General features: G+C 68.1%; 11 protein-coding genes. 5 read left to right on the top strand and 6 right to left on the bottom strand.

Annotated features, from left to right (window positions below; all coding sequences use genetic code 11):
• Positions 1-11 precede the first annotated feature (11 nt).
• Positions 12-947 (top strand): type IV toxin-antitoxin system AbiEi family antitoxin domain-containing protein, encoded by a 936-nt coding sequence (locus QQ25_RS03650; protein ID WP_039377232.1) that lies wholly within the window; start codon positions 12-14, stop codon positions 945-947.
• A gap of 58 nt (positions 948-1,005) precedes the next feature.
• On the opposite strand, the gene QQ25_RS03645 is transcribed toward QQ25_RS03650, so the two are convergent.
• The 5 genes from QQ25_RS03645 to QQ25_RS03625 form a co-directional block, all read right to left on the bottom strand.
• Positions 1,006-2,859 (bottom strand): Hsp70 family protein, encoded by a 1,854-nt coding sequence (locus QQ25_RS03645; RefSeq protein WP_039377231.1) that lies wholly within the window; start codon positions 2,857-2,859, stop codon positions 1,006-1,008.
• 30 nt (positions 2,860-2,889) lie between these two features.
• Entirely contained in the window at positions 2,890-4,380 is a 1,491-nt protein-coding gene (locus QQ25_RS03640; RefSeq protein ID WP_039377228.1) for a dynamin family protein, read from the bottom strand.
• A gap of 68 nt (positions 4,381-4,448) precedes the next feature.
• Complete coding sequence (gene iniA, locus QQ25_RS03635) at positions 4,449-6,305, bottom strand: isoniazid-induced dynamin-like GTPase IniA (protein WP_039313500.1); 1,857 nt, start codon at positions 6,303-6,305, stop codon at positions 4,449-4,451.
• A gap of 95 nt (positions 6,306-6,400) precedes the next feature.
• Positions 6,401-7,525 (bottom strand): IniB N-terminal domain-containing protein, encoded by a 1,125-nt coding sequence (locus QQ25_RS03630; protein ID WP_039377225.1) that lies wholly within the window; start codon positions 7,523-7,525, stop codon positions 6,401-6,403.
• Between the two features lie 285 nt (positions 7,526-7,810).
• Positions 7,811-8,353: an Rv0340 family IniB-related protein gene (locus QQ25_RS03625; RefSeq protein WP_039377223.1), complete on the bottom strand. Its 543-nt coding sequence runs from the start codon at positions 8,351-8,353 to the stop codon at positions 7,811-7,813.
• Between the two features lie 198 nt (positions 8,354-8,551).
• Here QQ25_RS03625 and QQ25_RS03620 point away from each other — a divergent pair, with 198 nt between their 5' ends.
• The 4 genes from QQ25_RS03620 (at position 8,552) to QQ25_RS03605 (ending at position 17,652) form a co-directional block, all read left to right on the top strand.
• On the top strand, positions 8,552-10,336 hold the full coding sequence (locus QQ25_RS03620) for an Hsp70 family protein (protein WP_039377221.1): 1,785 nt from the start codon (positions 8,552-8,554) through the stop codon (positions 10,334-10,336).
• Between the two features lie 9 nt (positions 10,337-10,345).
• Positions 10,346-12,853 (top strand): isoniazid response ATPase/transcriptional regulator IniR, encoded by a 2,508-nt coding sequence (iniR, locus tag QQ25_RS03615; protein ID WP_039377218.1) that lies wholly within the window; start codon positions 10,346-10,348, stop codon positions 12,851-12,853.
• 148 nt (positions 12,854-13,001) lie between these two features.
• Positions 13,002-16,103: a heterodisulfide reductase-related iron-sulfur binding cluster gene (locus tag QQ25_RS03610; RefSeq protein WP_039377216.1), complete on the top strand. Its 3,102-nt coding sequence runs from the start codon at positions 13,002-13,004 to the stop codon at positions 16,101-16,103.
• A gap of 259 nt (positions 16,104-16,362) precedes the next feature.
• Entirely contained in the window at positions 16,363-17,652 is a 1,290-nt protein-coding gene (locus tag QQ25_RS03605; protein ID WP_039313478.1) for a pyridoxal phosphate-dependent aminotransferase, read from the top strand.
• 82 nt (positions 17,653-17,734) lie between these two features.
• Here the strand turns inward: QQ25_RS03605 and QQ25_RS03600 are convergent, their stop codons facing one another.
• A complete protein-coding gene (locus QQ25_RS03600; protein WP_052235598.1) occupies positions 17,735-18,595 on the bottom strand; it encodes a helix-turn-helix transcriptional regulator in 861 nt (286 codons plus the stop codon).
• Positions 18,596-18,807 lie beyond the last annotated feature (212 nt).

Raw genomic sequence — 18,807 nt, 5'->3', positions numbered from 1 at the left:
GTATCGAGTTGGTGGATGTCGACGATGTGCTGCGCCAACAGGACGGGGTGATCTCGCGTCGGCAAGCCTTGGACACCGGCCTGCAGGAGCACGAAATCCGGCGTCTGCTTCGCCGCAACGAGTGGGCGCGGGTCCACGCCGGCGTATACGTCGACCACACCGGACCGCTGATGTGGTCGCAACACGCTTGGGCCGCAGTGCTTTACGCGGCTCCGGCGGCGCTGTGTTTCGATTCCGCGCTCGGAACCGAAGCGTTGCCCATCCATGTCGCCGTCGCCCAACGCCGGGCGATCCTGGCTGAACCGGCGGGGGTCCGCATTCACCACCTCGTGAACCTTGAGGAGCGGGTGCTGTGGAACGTCAGCCCACCGCGGATGCGTTACGACGAAGCCGCTCTCGACGTCGCATGCCGCGCCGCGTCCGACCTCGATGCCATTGCAGTCCTGGCCAACGCCTGCCAGTCGCGGCGAACCACCGCACACCGGCTGCTGCAAGTACTCGATTCTCGGGCACGGGTCCGCCGTCGCCGGTGGTTGCGGGCCGTCCTGGTCGATATCGCCGACGGCACCTGCTCGGTGCTGGAACACGGCTATCTGGTTCGCGTCGAGCGTCCGCACGGTCTACCCAAGGCCACACGGCAGAAACGGGCAGCATCGTCGCTCGGTGTCTGCTATCGCGATGCCGAGTACGGCCAGCAGCTCATCGTCGAGCTTGACGGCCGGATGTATCACGACACTGCGACCCGGCGGGATGCGGATTTCGAACGGGACCTCGACGCCGCTGTCGACGGCCGTTCAACAGTCAGACTCTCCTACGGGCAGGTCTTCGACCGACCGTGTCAGACCGCGGGAAAGATCGCTCAGGTGCTACAGCGGCACGGGATCGCGGTGGCAGGCCACCCGTGTGGGCCGGGATGTGAGTTCACTCGAATCGACCGCGCCGCATAGTCATCAACACCGAGGATTGCAGTCACTATCAAGCAGTGATCCTAGATTTAAGTCCGACTCACGGTGACGGCGCCGCCGATGTGGGCGTGGGCTCCGGCGTCGGCTCAGGCGCCGCAGTGGGCTCGGGTGTGGGCTCAGGACTATGGGTGGGCTCAGGCGTCGGCTCAGGCGTGGGTGTCGGACTGGGCGACGGCGACGGCGACGGCGACGGCGACGGACTCGGCGACGGACTCGGGCTCGGCACCGGCGGCTTGAACGTCGGGACCGGCAGCTGCGGCAGCGTCACCGGCGGAAACGCCAACGGCGGCACCGGAATCGGGGGCAATCCCACAGGTACAGGTACAGGCACAGGGGCCGGAGCCGGCGCAGCCGGTCGAGGGCGGGGCGCCTGCGGCGCTGGTGCAGCCCGCCGCGGAGCCGGAGGCAGCGGTGCGCTTTGGCGGCTCTGCACCAAACGCGGCGCACCGGCCGGCCGCGGCGCGGCCGCTTGCCGAGGAGCAGCGGGGGCACCGGGTCCGGGCCAGGACGGATCACGCACCACCACGGTGCGGGTCGGGGGCGCCGGTTCGGTTTGGGCCAGCGGAGATTCGGCCGGGACCGTCTGCGGCGCCAACAGGCTGGTCGCGGACGCGTCGCGGTGGTCGGCCCGGACAGACAACACCATGCCGACCGTGCCGACGACGGCGAGGAACGCGGCCGCGTAGCCGACCACACCTCCACGGCGGTACCAGGGCACTCGCGCCGGTGCGGGCGGCAGCGGCGGTTCGGTGAACACGAATTCCGGCCGGGCCGAATCGTCGGTCACCGACTCGGGCACGAACGGGGCCACCTCGGCCACCGAGTCTTCCACCGACCAGGCCAGTGCGGACGCGGCGAGGGTGCCGGTCCCCGCCACGGGCGCCAAGGCAGCCGGCACACCAGCCACCTGGGTCGCGGTCTCGTCGACGCCGCGGCGAGCCAGCAGCGCAGCTCCCACCGCGGCGATCACCTGGGCCTGCGGCACGGTGGTGACGGGCATGCGGAATGCCTCGGAAAGCCGTTGGGTGACAAGGGGTATCCGTGCGCTCCCGCCGACGGTGACCAGCGCTGCCAGTTGCGCCGGATGAATGCCGTTGCGGCGCAGCAGGTCCAGCACGGCCTCGATCACGCCGCCGAGCGACTGATCCACCACCGCGTCCAGTTCGGCGCGGGTCAGCCTGATCGCGCCGCCGGGGCCGGCGAGGCTCGTCGCTCCCTCGTCGCTCAGCCGTTCCTTGGCGGCCCGGCACTCGTCGCGCAGCCGGCCCAGCGTGGCCACCGCCGCGGTGCCGGCGGGTTCGGCTTCCAGATTGCTCAGGACGTGGCGCAGCACTTCCTGGTCGATCAAGTCTCCGGAGAATTCGTCGTAACGGGTCGTCTGTCCGATGGTCGCGTATCCCGCCCCGGCATCGGCCAGCGTCAGGCTGGTGCCGGAGCCGCCGAAATCGCAGAGGGCGACGACGCCGCGGGCGGGCAGGCCGGGATAAGACTGGATGGCGGTCAGCGCCGCGACCGAATCGGAGACCACCCGGACGCCGGGCAACGCGCGGCGCACCGCGTCGAGGGCGCCACCACTCCAATGCGCGGGCACCGCCACCACCGTCGTGTCCGGACGATGCGTCGGGCTGCTCTCGCGGGTCAGCGCTTCGACCGCCCCGGCCAGCAGGCGTTCGGCATGATGCATCGAACCGTCGGCGGCGACCAGCGGCACCGGGTCGCCCACCCGCCCTACGAAATCGGTGAACACCAACCCGTCATCGGCCGAGGACGGCGCGCCGACCGTGGGCCCGCGCTGTGCGGAAACGGTGAGCATTGCCCGCCGCACCAAAGGCGCACGATCGGCGATCGCCACCAGATTGGTCGCCCCAACAGACAACCCCAGGCAATCACGCATACCTGTATGTCGACGGAGCGGCCCAATTCGTTAGTGGCGTGCCGCGTACTCGGCGACGAGTGCCTCTGCACTGCGCACCGCGGCCCGGCAGGCCCGCGTGGTGAACGGGTCGTTGAGCGGGTGATCGGCCCGCCGCCGCCAGCGTTGCGCGGCTGCGAAGGCGGCGCGGGGCCCATCGAACGGCGCGTCGGGTTGTAGCCCGAGCCGGCTGGCCGCATCGGTACCCGAGCCGCCGATGATGCGGCGCAGTGAGGCCATCTCGTCCTCGTTCAACGTCGTGGGGCGTGACCGCAGCAGGCTGAGCAGGCGCAGCTCCTCGAAGGCATGCGTGTCAGCCAGCAGCGGGTCGATGTCGGCGAGGATGTAGGGCGTCGCGTAGATCGGGTTCTGCTGCACGAACTGGCGAAGCGACAGCAGTGCCGTGTGCGCCTTGAGCAGCTCCGAACGTTGCGCGAACTGCTGGTCGATGACGTCGCGCAAGGCGATCAGGCCGCTGCGTTCCAGCAGTTCGTCGGCCAGGGCGACGGAGTCGGACACCCCCGCGTGCATCACCGCGATCGAGATCCGGATGCCGAACATGCCGAACCGGTCCAGCAGCGCCGCCCGGGTGGGTGCGTCCACCGGAAGCGAGCTGTCCTCACGCACGAACCGGTCAACCGAAAGCATTGCCTTGGTCAGCTGGGCGGGCTCGACGCCGGCGAGCTTCTGCAGCGCGACGAATTCGCTCTGGCGCAGCGTGCGGGCGGTCAGGGCGAGCAGCCCGGACACCGGGACGACGGCCTGGCAGATGCCGGTCTTGTCCATCTCTTCGGTGAACCGCTTGGCCACATCCTTGGCCGACATCATCGCGTCGATGCGGCCAGCGCCGATCTCGTCGGCACGGGAGGCCACGCCGATCACGCCGAGCGCTCCCGAGGACCCGCCGACCAGCTCGCCGATCTGTTTGAGCAGGGCGATATCGGCGGCGTTGAGCGTGCGCAACAGGAACACCACCGCGTCGACGCGGGGCACGCCGTCTTCGGGAACCAGCAGTCGGTGGGTTCGCTGCGAGACATCGCGCGAGAGTGATGAGGTTCCCGGGGTGTCGATGATCGTGGTGTCGATCAGCTCGGCCGCGGGCCACTCGACGTCGAGGTCCGCCACATCGTCGGGATTGAGGCCGGCGAAGCTGAATGTGAGGCCCCGGTCGTGCGGATCGCGTGCGATCGGCACATTGGAACGGCGGCCGCCGCGGTGGTTGGCGGTCACCTTCGGCGTGGGACCGTGCCGGAACCAGGTGACGATGCGGGTTGCCTCGGTGGCGTCGGTGGGGGCGATGTCCTCCCCGACCAATGCGTTGACGAGCGTGGACTTACCCGCCTTGAGCGTGCCGGCCAGCGCTATGCGGATCGGCTGGTTGAGCCTGCGCCCGATGCGGTCGAGCTCGTTGTGCACGTCGGGCCGATTGCGGTAGGCCGGGTCGCCCCGGTACGCATTGATGGTGCCGCCCAGAATCGAGCGCACCTGATCGGCCGTGCTCACGCTGCGGAGTCCAACCCTTCCAACCCGGAAGTCAACCGGGAGTTCAATCGAAAACTGGCTCTTGGAGCTTAGTTGCCCACCGGGGCCAGGTTCTTGGCATGGTCGAGGACCTGCGTGAGGATGTTCTTCTGGCGTTCCAGTTCTTTGACGCGGGCGTTGCGCTCGGTCTCCTCGGTCCTGGCCGCGGCGAGCGTGGCCTGCAGCGACTCGTTGAGCGAACGGGTGGTCTGGTTGGCGATGTCGCGATAGTGGTCCCGCAGTTGACGCTGGATTCCTTTGAGCCGGTCTCGTGATTCCTTGCCCACGACGAAGGCGACGTCGTCGACGAACTTGCGCATGTTGGTCTTGGCCTCACTACGGACCCGCAACATGCGGTTCTCCATGTCCTCCTTGTAGGCCTTGCGGCCCAGCACCAGACCGGCCCCCAAGGACAGTGGGTTGAACATGCCCAACCCGGCGAACGAGGTGAGCATGCCGAACATCAGCACACCACCGTAGGAGCCGCGCATACCGGTGATGACCTTGTGTCCGGCCTTGATCGGCTTGGCCTCCAACCGGGCCAGCGATTTCATCTCACCGAATCCGGCGCCCATGTCGCGGGCATCGATCTGGGGCAGCTGCACGGCCTCCAGACCCGCTTCGGTGAAGGTGCGGGCCACCTCTGCCGCCAGCGCCTCGGCACGCTGATACGCCCAGACGAAGTTGTCGCCGACCGCGGTGGCGACTGCCTCCTCCAGTTCCGAACCGATCTCGGCCCAGTGCAGCGTGGGGTCGCCGGAGTCGATCACCTTCTCGGTGTGCGCGGTGATGTTGCGGAAACGGTGGCGCAGATCGTGATCGACGTCGGCGGTCAGATCCGCGATGCCGTCGTTGAGCACCTGCTGCCACAAGGCGGTCTGCTGCAGCGCGTCCTGGGCTTCCTGCTTGCGCCGTTCCAGATCAGCGGTCAGCCGCTCACGCTCGCTCGGATCGTTGAAGGCCGACAGCTCGGCGTCCACGGCCAGCAGTAGATGCTCTGCCGCCGAATATATTTCGGACACCACCTCGTCGCGGATCCGGTCGTTCTCGCGCGTCAGCACCCGGTCGGACAGGAACTTCACGATGGCCGGAAAGTTCGACTCCTCGTTGAGTTCCTTGTCGTTGAGCTGGATGGCGTGGCTGCGCAGCACGCTGGAGACAGGAGTGACCGGGACATCGAGTCCGGCCCGCTGCAGGTGCGAGGTGTTGGCGCCGACGATCTGCCGCCAGTGCGGGTACAGGTCGGTCTTGGTCGCGACAATGGTTGCCACCGGGCAGATTTCGATCGCCTGGCGGATGAAGGTCATTTCCGGTTCGGTGAACTCCTGGCTGGTGTCGCTGACCATCAGCAGCGCATCGGCGTCGGGCAGCAGACCCAAGGTCGACGAAAGATGCGGCTGCCCAAGGCCGCCGACACCTGGGGTGTCGACGAACGCCAATCCACCCTTGAGCAGTGGACTCGGGGCGGTCACCTCGACGCGCAAAACCTCACGGCCGCCGGCCTGCGGGGCGCGGCGCAGATCGTTGGTGACGTCTGACGGTGGGATCTCGATCACTTCCGGCTCGGCGCCGTCGGGCCGGGCCACCACCAGGCGCGCCGAGGCCTGTTCGCCGTAGGAGACGACGGTGGCGAGCACGGTGGATTCGTCGTCGCCGACACGGGCCACCGGGATGTTGAGCAGCGAGTTGAGCAGCTGACTCTTGCCTTGCTTGAGCTGACCGGCGATGACCACCCGGATCTGCGGATCGCTGATGCGTACCTTCGCCAACCGCAGACGCTCTACCAGGTCACCGCGGTCGTAGGAGGCGGCGATCCTGCTGGTGTGGTCGATCAGTTCGACGATCACCTTGACCGGTCTGGCCGGCGGGCCGGCCGCAGCCGGCCTGGCCTCACTGGGTTGCGTCATCGGAAGTTCCCTCCTGCCGGGCTCAACGGTAGGCGCGCCAATGGGACGGGGACCACCCGGCTGTCGGATGGTCCCCGCCCCTTGTGCGTTGCGGATCAGAAGGCGTCGAAACCGGTGTTGGTCGAGTTGTTCGACGCGACATCGGTGTCGGACTGCGACTCGTAGCTGTTGCCGGAACCGAATGCCGAGCTGGTGTCGTAGCTGTTGCCCGACGCGAGCGCGGTGTTGGTCTCGTTGCCGGAACCGAGTGCGGTTTCGTTGCCCGAGGCGATGTTCGACTCGTAGGACGAGGAGTTGTCCTCGACGCTGGAGTGCGTCTCGGTCTGCACCGAGGTGCTGACCGAATTGTCCTGGGTGTTGTCGCTGCCGTAGTCGCCGTCAACCGAGGTCTGGTTGCCGCCGACGGCATTGGTGTCGTTGTCGGCGATGATGATCGAACCGGCGTTGCCGCCGTCACCACCGGACGCACCGCCGCTGCCGATGCCGATCAGGCTGTCGCCACCGGACGCGCCGCCACCGTGGCCGCCGCTCATGTCGACGTCGCTGATCACCGGGCCCTCGTTGTCGGAGATCAGGTCTCCACCCGCGGTCTGCGAGTTGTCCTCGATGTCGTTGTCCTTGCCGACGGCGACGTTGGAGCCGGCACCGGCCAGGATGTCGCCGTTGTTCATGGTGTTGCCGTCGCCCAGGACCGCGCCGTCACCGCTGACGATGTCGCCGTCGTTGTCCCCGTCGACCACCACGCCGCCGTTGGTGGCGGTGTTGGTGCTCTTGTCGCCGAGCGTGATGTCACCGAAGCCCAGGTTGAATGCACCCTGCTGGGCGTTGGCGCCGGCGTCCTGGTTGGGGCTCATGATCGGCGTGTGGTTGTTGCTGGCGAAATCGGTGTCGTTGTGGCTGGCGAAATCGGTGTTGTTGCGGCTGGCCACCTCCGGCGCGAACTGCGTCTGCGGGGAGAACGGCGAGGCGACCTGGTTCGCGAACTGCCCGGGGATGCTGTGGTGGTCGGCGACTGCGCGCTGCAGGCCGACGACCGGGTTGCCTCCGCCGAGCAGGACGCCGGCCGGGGCCGCGGTGGCCGCGACGGCGTGCAGCTGCGCTGCGGTGACGTTCGGCAGGCCGGCGTCACGCAGGCTGCCGTCCGGGTCGGCGATGAACGATGCCGCCGAGGCGGGGCTGCGGAACAGGTCGAGGATGAAGTCGATCAGAGAGATTGCCATTGCTCCAACCCTTTCGGTTGTTGTCGGGAAGTTCTTCCGAAGTCCCCCGCCGGGCTGTCCGGCGATCTGGAGACAACGTTATGGCGAGGCGACAGCCCCGGAAACGGGGTCGATTCCCCTCCCCGTATCGCCCCTACTCGGGGTGGAGGGGGACACCCCAATAGGGGGTTAGGGGATGACTAGGGGCGCATGGGTTCACCCTTCCATCTATTGACGTTTCTGCTGGTAAACGCAATAAGCGCACGACCACATGGGTCGTGCGCTTATCGGGGGCGCCGGGGCAGATCAGTCGAAGATGTCGAATCCGCCACCACTGTCGGTGTGGTGTTGGTCGTCGACCGCGGGCTGGTCCCAATCAGGTGTCGGAGCCGGCTCGGCGATCGGCGCATCTTCGATGGCCGGCTCGTTGAGCTGCAGCGACAGGTCGTCGAGTGACTGATTCACCAGGCCGCCATCGTCGATGACCGACGCCGCGAACTGGTCCAGGGAGCCGGGTTCGTCGATGACCTGCCCGGCGGTGGTGTCCCAGGCGTCGTTGGGGGCATCGAGCGGCACGTGATCCCCGAATGCGTCGAACGCCGCGGTCGCCGCCCCGCTGGCCCACACGTTGCCGTCCGGGTCGGCGGCGCCCGGACCGCCCAGCCCGCCGTTGGCGCCGGTCATCGACAGCGACTCCGATACGACCGGAATCAGGTTGTCGACGTCCACGCTGGTCACATCGGTCAGATTGGCTTCGGCAAGAGCCTGCGCCGGGTCGGCGGCATAGTGGGCAGCGGCGTCGGGATCGCGCACCAGCGACATCACGAAGTCCAGCAATGTGTTCGCCATCGTCCACCTCCTCAACAGTTCGATTTGAATGCTAGCCAGCCGTGAGGGTGCTGGGATCGGTGCCGAACCCACCCCCGCCGCCCGGCCATTAGGGGGGTGGACGTTAGGGGATTGACGCCACTAGGGGTTCAATCCCGGGCCCGGGGTGTTCCAGCCGCTAGGGTGGGGGTTCGGCCGAGACAACAGGAGTGACGCCTGATGACCGACTCACTGGGGTTGTCGATCGGGATGACCAACCTGGTGGCAGCCCGCGAAGGCCGCCAACCGGTGATCCGCCGATCGATCCTCACCCTGCACAACGACCGTGCCCCGGACGTGGGCGAGTACACCGGCAGCGGCCTACCGTTGGCCGGCTTCGTGGAGCGGGTGGGTGATCCGGTGCCGCTGGTCGCCGCCGATGGGTCGCAGCATCGCGGTGAACTGGTGTTGGCCGAGGCGTTGGCCGCGATGGCGCGCCTGGCCGGTGGCGGAACACCCGTGGTGATCGCCGTCCCGGCGCATTGGGGTCCCAGCACCGTCGGCGCATTGCGCGACGTACTGCCCCGCTATCCCTCGTTGACCGCCAATGGCACCCCGCCGGGGCTGGTGCCGGACTCCCTGACCGCGCTGGCGGCGCTGCAGGCCGATCCGGGCCTGCCCGCCGATGGTGTTGTGGTGTTGTGCGATTTCGGCGGCAGCGGCACCAGCGTGACGCTGGCCGACGCCGGTGCGGCGTTCGCCACCATCGGCCCGACCGTGCGCTATGCCGATTTCTCCGGCGACCTGATCGACCAGGCCTTGCTCAACCATGTGCTCAGCGGTGTCGCCGCGGCCAACGACGCCGATCCGGCGGGCACCGCAGCGGTGGGCTCGCTGGCGCGGCTGAGGGCCGAATGCCGTCAGGCCAAGGAGCGACTGTCCGCCGACACCGCCACGGTGATTCACACCGAGCTGCCGGGGTTCAACTCCGATGTCCGGGTGACGCGCCCCGAGCTCGACCAACTCATGTCCGCGCCGCTGGCCGGCCTGCTGGATACGATCGAAGACACGTTGCAGCGCAACAATATTGCGTTGTCGAGCGTGAACGCGGTGGCAACCGTTGGCGGTGGTGCCGCCATTCCCCTTGTCACCCAGCGGCTTTCAGAGCGTTTACGCGCACCGGTCGCCACCACCGCTCGTCCGCAGTTCAACGTCGCCGCCGGGGCCACGCTGATCGCCGAGCGCGTCATCGACGCGGGTGCACCGACGGGGATGGCGCCCGAGGTGGCCGCGGCCGACGCCCCAACGGGTTTGGCTCCCGGGGTCGCCGCCGCGGACCTCCCGACGGGCATGGCCCCGACGAGTCTGGGGCCCGCCGCCGGCGCCGAATCGGGGAACTTCGGCGCCCTGGCCTGGTCACAGGACGATGCTCCCGGCAATGAGCCGGTGCCCTACGCGGGCGGTGAATACGAGACCCCCGCGGGCAACACCGCGGCGCGGCCGCCCGTCGAGTTCGCCCACGACGAGGAGATGTTCGACGCCGGTCCGGCGCCGCTCCCCTGGTACAAGCGCCCGACGATCCTGTTCGGGGCGGCAGCCGCGGCCGCGCTGCTTGCCGCGGGCGGCCTCGCGGTGACTTTGACCAGCTCCGAAGGGGATTCGTCGCCGGTCACCGAGACCAGCACCACCTATTCGATGGGGCCGTCGCCGGAGGGCCCGCCACCTGAGCCGGTCACCACCGTGACCGAGGGCCCCGACGGAGTAAGGACCACCACCGTGGTGGCGCCACCGCCACCACCGCCCGAGACGACGACGTCGGCCCCGGAAACCACGACGACAACTCCGCCCACCACCACGACGACAACGACGACGACAACTGCGCCGACCACAACAACGACCCGCACCACGACGACCACGACGCAACCGCCGACCACCACCACCCAGCCACCGACGACGACACGTCCGCCGACCACCACCCAGCCGCCGGTCACGACCACTGCGGCAGAGGGCGGCGGCGGCGCCTAGGCCGCGCTGATGACCGCAGCGGAGCCCGTTCCGGAGCTTCCGTCGGCTGCCAGATCGGCAATCGATGCCGTATCGGCCGACCCCACCGCACCCGTCAAGCGGCTGGTGTCCGGAGGCATCGGAACCGGGAAGAGCACGGTGCTCGCCGAGATCCGCCAGGCGCTGCGCGACGCCGGCCGCGTGGTGTTGACGCGGGCGCCCCGACCGGATGACGCACCCGACGCGGCGTTCGTCGTCGACGACGTACACCTTCTCGGTGACGACGAAATCGACTGTCTCACAGAGAAAGTCGCCACCCCGGCAGCGACGGTCGTGGTGGCCGGCGAGCCGTTGACCCATCGCCCGCGTCTGCAGGAGTTGGACACCGCGCTGGAGCGGGAAAATCCGGTGGTGCGGCTCGGGCCGCTGACCGCGGCCGAGGTGGGCCGGCTACTGGGCACGGCGCCGAGCGCCCCGGCAACGCAGGAAACCGTCCGATCGGTGCTCGCCGCGACGGCTGGATTGCCGTTTCTGCTGTCCTCGGCCGCGGCTGCTGCCGACGCGCCGGCCGAAGCGGCCCGGTTCGCGTTGCTGCAGCGGTTGCGCCGGGTCGACGACGACACCCGCGACGCACTGCTGATCCTGTCGTTGAGCCAGGACCTGGGTCCCGACGATGTGGCGGCGGCGCTCCGGTTGCCCGGTGCCGAGGCATCGGCCCTGGTTGATCGGGCACGGGCCGGTGGGTTGGTGGAGCCATCTCACGACCGGCGGTTCGTGCGGATGGTTCACGAGTCACTCGCCCAGATCGCCGGGGCCGCGCGCCACCACGAGATCGAAACCTCCCTTCTTGCTTCACAACTCGAGCTGGCGACGTTGTCCGCCGACCTCGCCGTCCGGCTGGCCGAACACGGCCTGCGCGACGATCGGCTGGCCGAGGCGCTCGCTGAGCACGCCGCACACAATCGCGCCAGACCGGCCCGGGCGGCCAGGCTCTACCGCGCAGCGGTCACGGCCGGCGCGGCGGCAGTGAGCACCCGGCTCGCCGATGCACTGGCCCTGGCCGGGGACTGCACCACGGCGGCCCGGATGGCCGACGAGTTGCTCGGTTCCGACGATCCGGCCGAACGGGCCACCGCGGTCCGCGTCGCTGCCAGCGTCGCCATGCACGACGGCAACGCCGCCCAGGCCGCCGAGCTGTTCCGGTGGCTCGGGCCGTATCCGGACATCGTGACGAGTTCGGCGAGCACCACCGCCTTCCTCGCGGCCGGTGACAGTGCCGCAGCGCGGGCCGCGCTGAGCTCGGAGCTGGCCGGGCCGCCGACCTCGACGGCGCGGGCGGCCCGCAGCTTGGCCGAAGGTTTGGTGCTGTCACTGGACCAGCCGTTCGCCGTGACCGTGGCCCGGCTGAACCACGCCGTGACGGGTTATCAAGCCGGCGGCGTCGCACCCGATACCCCGGCCGCACTGGTGACCCTGGCGGCGCTGCACGGAGGCGACTCGGTTCGGGCGCGCAGCGTGATCAGCCGGGCAGTGCGTGCCACAGGAGCCGATGGCGTGGGCGAGGAGGCCTTCAGCGCGGCACGCCATCGCCTGCTGCTGGGTTGGGTGAAGATGCAGGACGGTCAATTGGCCGCGGCCGGGGTGGACGCCGCCGCTGCCGAAGCCGGTGACGAGCTGCACCGGCGGGACGCCTTGTGGGCGGCGGCGCTGCGCACCGCGATCGCGCGGCGCAGCGGGGACAGCGGCGCGGTGCAGAAGCACTGGTATGCCGCGGTGGAGGTGCTCGCCGAGTACTCGATCGACCTGTTCGCGCTGCTGCCGCTGGGCGAGCTGTGGGTGGCCGGGGCCCGCATGCGTCAGGTCGATCGCCTGGAACACACGCTGTCCGAGGCGTGGGAGCTGCTCGCCGCGCTCGGCGATCCGGTGTTGTGGTCGGTGCCCCTGCACTGGGCGGGTGTGCACGCCGGGATTCTGGCGAACTCACCCGGCGCCGTCGCACCGCACGGCCAGGCGCTCACCGCCGCGGCCGGGCAGAGTGCCTTCGCCCGCGCCCTGGCAAATGCCGGCCGCAGCTGGCTGCGGGTACTGGCCAACCACGTCGACACCGATGAAGTCACGACCGCGGCCCGGGCGCTGGCCCAGTTCGGGTTGACCTGGGATGGCACCCGACTGGCCAGTCAGGCCGCACTGCAGACCCCGGACGCCCGGGTATCGCAGGCGATGCTCCAACTGGCCCGCGACCTCAAGCAGAGCAGTGCGGTCGACGAGGTGGAGGTCGCGGCGGGAGCGTCGGCGGCTCCGGCGGGCATTGCGGCTCACGCCGCACCGGCCCCGTCGTCGACCAAGTTGTCCGACCGCGAGCGGGAGGTGGCCGAACTACTGCTGCTCGGGATGCCCTATCGCGATATCGGCAGTCAGCTGTTCATCTCGGCCAAGACCGTCGAGCACCATGTGGCCCGGATTCGGCGCCGCCTCGGCGCCGAATCGCGCACGGAAATGCTGTCGATGTTGCGGGCGATGCTGGCGCCGCAAGGCTGAGACCTCGAACACAGTGGGCTCCAAGTTAGGCAAGCCTCGGTAGCGGTAAGAAACGTGTAAATGTCACTATGAGCTGAAGGAAGCTAAGTTACCGACGGGTAACTGTGCCCAAGTTACCCGCGAGTAACTCGCGAATGGAGGCGTTTCTGTGGAGAGTCTCGAACACACCCTTGTGGTGTCGCGGCTGATTCTCGGTGTGCTCGCCACGCTCGTCGTGCTGGCGTTCGCCGCCAAGCGCGTGTTGTGGCTGACGAAGCTGATCAGCTCGGGGCAGACACTCGGCGATGAGCGTGGCCGCAAGGATCATCTGGTCACCCGCTTCCTGAACCAGAACAAGGAAGTCTTCGCTCAGTCGAAGCTGCTGAAGTGGTCGATCCCCGGCATCGCGCATTTCTTCACCATGTGGGGCTTCTTCGTCCTCGCCACGGTGTACCTCGAGGCCTACGGCGTGCTGTTCAACCCCGAGTTCCACATTCCGCTGGTCGGCCGCTGGCCGATCCTGGGCTTCCTGCAGGATTTCTTCGCCGTCGCCGTGCTGGCCGGCATCATCGTCTTCGCGATCATCCGTATCCGGAAGAACCCTGAGCAGCTGGGCCGCGAGTCCCGCTTCTACGGCTCGCACAACGGCGGCGCCTGGACGATTCTGATCATGATCTTCCTGGTTATCGCGACCTACGCGGTGTTCCGCGGTGCGGCCGTCAACGTGCTGGGCGAGCACTTCCCGTACCAGTCGGGCGCCTTCTTCTCCGACGGCATGGCCGCGCTGCTCGCTCCCCTGGGCCACACCGCCAACGTGTGGCTGGAGAGCCTGGCGCTGCTGGCCCACCTGGGCGTCATGCTGGCCTTCCTGCTGATCGTGCTGCACTCCAAGCACCTGCACATCGGCCTGGCCCCGATCAACGTCACCTTCAAGCGCCTGCCCGACGGCCTCGGCCCGCTGCTGCCGATGGAGTACAAGGGCGAGCAGATCGACTTCGAGGACCCCGCTGAAGACGCGGTGTTCGGCAAGGGCCGCATCGAGGACTTCACCTGGAAGGCCAACCTCGACATGGCGACCTGTACCGAGTGCGGTCGCTGCCAGTCGCAGTGCCCGGCCTGGAACACGGGTAAGCCGCTGTCTCCCAAGCTCGTGATGATGAACCTGCGCGATCACCTGTTCGCCAAGGCTCCCTACATCATCGAGGGCAAGCCGATGCCCGAAGAGGGTTCGGTCGACTTCGCCAAGCTGGGCGACAGCCTGCACGCGCACGGGGTGGCCGAAGACGGCTTCGCCCGCATCGGAGGCTCCGGCCCGGAGCAGGCGCTGCGCCCGCTGGTCGGCACCGCTGAGCAGGGCGGCGTCATCGATCCCGACGTGCTGTGGTCCTGCACCAACTGCGGCGCGTGCGTCGAACAGTGCCCGGTCGACATCGAGCACATCGACCACATCGTCGACATGCGCCGCTACCAGGTCATGGTCGAATCGGAATTCCCCGGTGAGCTGGGCGTGCTGTTCAAGAACCTGGAGACCAAGGGCAACCCCTGGGGCCAGAACGCCAAGGACCGCACCAACTGGATCGACGAGGTCGATTTCGACGTGCCGGTCTACGGCGAGGACGTGGAGAGCTTCGACGGCTTCGAGTACCTGTTCTGGGTCGGTTGCGCCGGCGCCTACGAGGACCGCGCCAAGAAGACCACCAAGGCCGTCGCCGAACTGCTGGCCGCCTCGGGCGTGAAGTTCCTGGTCCTGGGCACCGGTGAGACCTGCACGGGTGACTCAGCTCGCCGCTCGGGCAACGAATTCCTGTTCCAGCAGCTGGCCGCACAGAACGTCGAGACCATCAACGAGCTGTTCGAGGGTGTCGAGACGGTCGACCGCAAGATCGTGGTGACCTGCCCGCACTGCTTCAACACGATCGGCCGCGAGTATCCGCAGTTGGGCGCCAACTACACCGTGGTGCACCACACGCAGCTGCTCAACCGGCTGGTCCGGGACAAGAAGCTGGTGCCGGTCAAGTCGACCGGTGGCCCCGAGGTCACCTACCACGACCCGTGCTTCCTGGGTCGCCACAACAAGGTCTACGAGGCTCCGCGTGAGCTGGTCGAGGCCTCTGGCGTGACGTTGAAGGAAATGCCCCGCCACGCCGACCGCGGCCTGTGCTGTGGTGCCGGTGGCGCGCGGATGTGGATGGAAGAGCACATCGGCAAGCGCGTCAACGTCGAGCGCACCGAAGAGGCGATGGACACCGCCTCGACCATCGCGACCGGCTGCCCGTTCTGCCGCGTGATGATCACCGACGGTGTCGACGACGTGGCTGCGGCGCGCAACGTCGAGAAGGCCGAAGTGCTCGACGTGGCTCAGCTGCTGCTGAATTCGCTGGACAAGAGCACCGTGACGCTGCCCGAAAAGGGCACGGCGGCAAAGGAATCCGAGAAGCGGGCCGAGGCACGTGCCGAAGCAGAGGCCAAGGCCGAAGCTGCGGCAGCGGCTGCTGCGCCTGCGGTCGAGGAGGCCGCACCGCAAGAGGCAGCTGCGGCTCCCGCCGCGGAAGCCAAGCCGGTGACCGGTTTGGGCATGGCAGGTGCCGCGAAGCGTCCGGGTGCCAAGAAGGCGGCTCCGGCCGCCGAGGCCTCCGCCGCACCGGCTGCGGCCGCGGCCCCGGTCAAGGGCCTGGGCCTGGCCGGTGGCGCCAAGCGTCCCGGCGCGAAGAAGGCTGCTGCTCCGGCCGCTGAGGCCGCACCGGCTGAAGCTCCTGCCGCTGCGCCGGTCAAGGGCCTGGGTATCGCCGGCGGTGCCAAGCGTCCGGGTGCCAAGAAGGCAGCTCCGGCGGCATCGGCTCCCGCTGCTGAAGCACCCGCCGCCGAGGCTCCGGCCGCACCCGCGGCACCGGTGGCACCGGTGAAGGGCCTGGGTCTGGCCGCCGGCGCGAAGCGTCCGGGTGCCAAGAAGGCAGCTCCGGCGGCATCCGCTGCTCCGGCTCCGGCTGAATCCGCCGCCCCCGCCGAGGCTGCCGCTCCGGCGGCTGAGCCGGCCAAGCCGGAACCCCCGGTGGTCGGGCTCGGCATCGCAGCGGGCGCGCGTCGTCCGGGCGCGAAGAAGTCCGCACCGGCTGCTCCGGCCCCTGCCGCGACACCTGCTGCCGAGCCGACACCGGAACCGGAACCGGAAAAGCCGGCCGAGGCCGAAAAGCCCGCCGAGCCCGCCAAGCCTGAGCCTCCGGTCGTGGGCCTGGGCATCAAGCCGGGCGCCAAGCGCCCCGGTAAGCGCTGAGCACGTCGTAATTGCACCGAACGGCCACCTCCACGGAGGTGGCCGTTCGGCGTTTCCGGGACAGTTTCCCGGGACATAGTGCGGTTCCGGCCCCTGTGGCGAGTGTGTCGCCTCTTGCGAAATCGAGCGCGTCTCAGCCCGAGAACCTACACATTCGCCACAGGGTGTCGCATGCGTATATCGGGCCCCGAAGACCAGCCTGCCGGCACCAGCCGACTGTGGCGGTGACCACCGACCAGGTCGGCAAATTCCAAATTCAGTGGACGGTGATGAGACGATGGTGAGCGTGACTACTCACCAGTTGCCGTGGCATACCGGTCAGCACCCGAAGCCGCGTACGTTTGCCCAGTCCACGAAGCTGCAGGACGTCCTGTACGAGATCCGTGGACCGGTACACGAGCATGCCTCGCGGCTGGAAGCCGAAGGTCACCGCATCCTCAAGCTGAACATCGGCAACCCCGCGCCGTTCGGCTTCGAGGCACCCGACGTGATCATGCGCGACATGATCCAGGCCCTGCCGAACGCGCAGGGCTATTCCGACTCCAAGGGCATCGCCAGCGCGCGCCGCGCGGTGTTCACCCGGTACGAACTCGTCGAGGGTTTTCCCCGGTTCGACATCGACGACGTGTACCTGGGTAACGGCGTCTCCGAGCTCATCACCATGACCCTGCAGGCGCTGCTCGACAACGGGGATCAGGTGCTCATCCCGGCGCCGGACTATCCGCTGTGGACTGCCTCGACCGCACTGGCCGGCGGCACCCCGGTGCACTACATGTGCGACGAGACCCAGGGCTGGAATCCCGACGTCGCCGACATCGAGTCCAAGATCACCGAGCGCACCAAGGCGCTCGTCGTGATCAACCCGAACAACCCCACGGGCGCGGTGTACAGCCGCGAAACCCTGGAGCAGATGGTCGACCTGGCCCGCAAGCATCAGCTGTTGCTGTTGGCCGACGAGATTTACGACAAGATCCTCTATGACGACGCCAAGCACATCTCGCTGGCGACACTGGCGCCCGACCTTCTGTGCCTGACTTTCAACGGGCTGTCCAAGGCCTACCGGGTGGCCGGCTACCGCTCGGGCTGGCTGGTGATCACCGGCCCCAAGGAGCACGCGACCAGCTTCATCGAGGGCATCAGCCTGTTGTCGAACATGCGCTTGTGCCCGAATGTGCCTGCACAGCATGCGATTCAGGTCGCCTTGGGAGGGCATCAGAGCATCGATGACCTGGTGTTGCCGGGTGGTCGGCTGCTCGAGCAGCGCGACACCGCGTGGACGAAGCTCAACGAGATCCCCGGGGTGTCCTGCGTGAAACCGGCGGGTGCGCTGTACGCGTTCCCACGCCTGGATCCCGAGGTACACGACATCCACGACGACGAGCAGCTGGTGCTTGACCTGCTGTTGCAGGAGAAGATCCTGCTGACGCAGGGCACGGGATTCAATTGGCCCACACCGGATCACCTGCGCATCGTGACACTGCCGTGGGCCCGCGACCTGGCCCAGGCGATCGAGCGGCTGGGTAACTTCCTGGCCGGCTACCGGCAGTAGCAGCGGGCCCCCTCCTTCTGGCTGAAGGAGCGGGCCGCCTCAGCCACGCCGTGCCCGGCTGAGGTCCCAATCACTCACGCTCTCAACCGTTTTGGCGATAACCACTTGGAGTCACCCCCACCCGGCGCCGAAATGCGGTCGCGAAGTGGTTCGGTGTCGTAAAGCCGACCGCGCTACTGATTTCGGTGACCGTCTGGGTCGTCGTCATCAAAAGCGACTTGGCCCGATCGATACGCCGGTCCAGCAGATATTGGTGGGGAGTGGTGTGGAACGCCACGGCGAATGCCTTGATGAATCTGCCGACTGACATGTCGGCGAGTTGAGCCAAGGACTCCAACGTGATCTCCGACTCCAGCCCGTCTTCGAGGTACTCGACAAGCGCCGAGCGGGTGGCCGGATCCAGTGCATCGCGGCCCGCTTTCCGCGCGGGTCGGGCAGACACGTAGGTATCGACGATATGTAGCCGAAGCGTCTCGGCCAGAGAGTCTTTGAGCAACCGGGCCACAGCGTCATCACGGCCGACGAGCTCGGCCAACCCCTCGGTCAGCTGATATATCAAGGGATCGCGCTTCTTGACGCGTGGCAGCCGAGCGGCCTCGCCCACCGCCTGCACGGGAACGGCGATTTCGCAGAATCCGGCGGGCTCGCCGCCCTGAACCTGAGATACGCACCTCTCCCCTGCCGGGACCACCCAGACATCGCCGACGCGAGGCGGACCGCAATCCGACGGCCCCCACGCTTGAGCCGTCTCCATCGAGTGCGGATTTCCCTCGCGGTGCACGTAGATCAGGTGCCGGGTGTCATCGAAGCAACACCAGTCGGTCGGTTCGTCGATGTGCTCGGTGGCGAACCGGAGACGTAATTCCCGCGCCACCACGTCTTGCTGGGCGAGGACGATCCGCGGGGTGAGTGTCCGCTCGCCGTCCCATACGTTTAGCGGCACAGCGGGACAGTATCGCGCCGACGTTGACGCCGTGGGCAATTCGCCAGTCCTCCAACACCTGGTCACCGCAACCTCTGATACGAGTGCGTTGGGCGCGATGCCCTTCGTCTTGGTGCGACTTGTCACGCAGCCGAGACCAGATGGGCAGTACTGGCAAACGGCGACGCGTGCTGACGGCGAGACTTTAATGAGCAAGCTTCGCGACGGCATTC

The organism is Mycolicibacterium setense, from assembly GCF_000805385.1.
GTDB lineage: Bacteria > Actinomycetota > Actinomycetes > Mycobacteriales > Mycobacteriaceae > Mycobacterium > Mycobacterium setense.
This window is presented reverse-complemented; position numbering and strand designations above follow the sequence as displayed.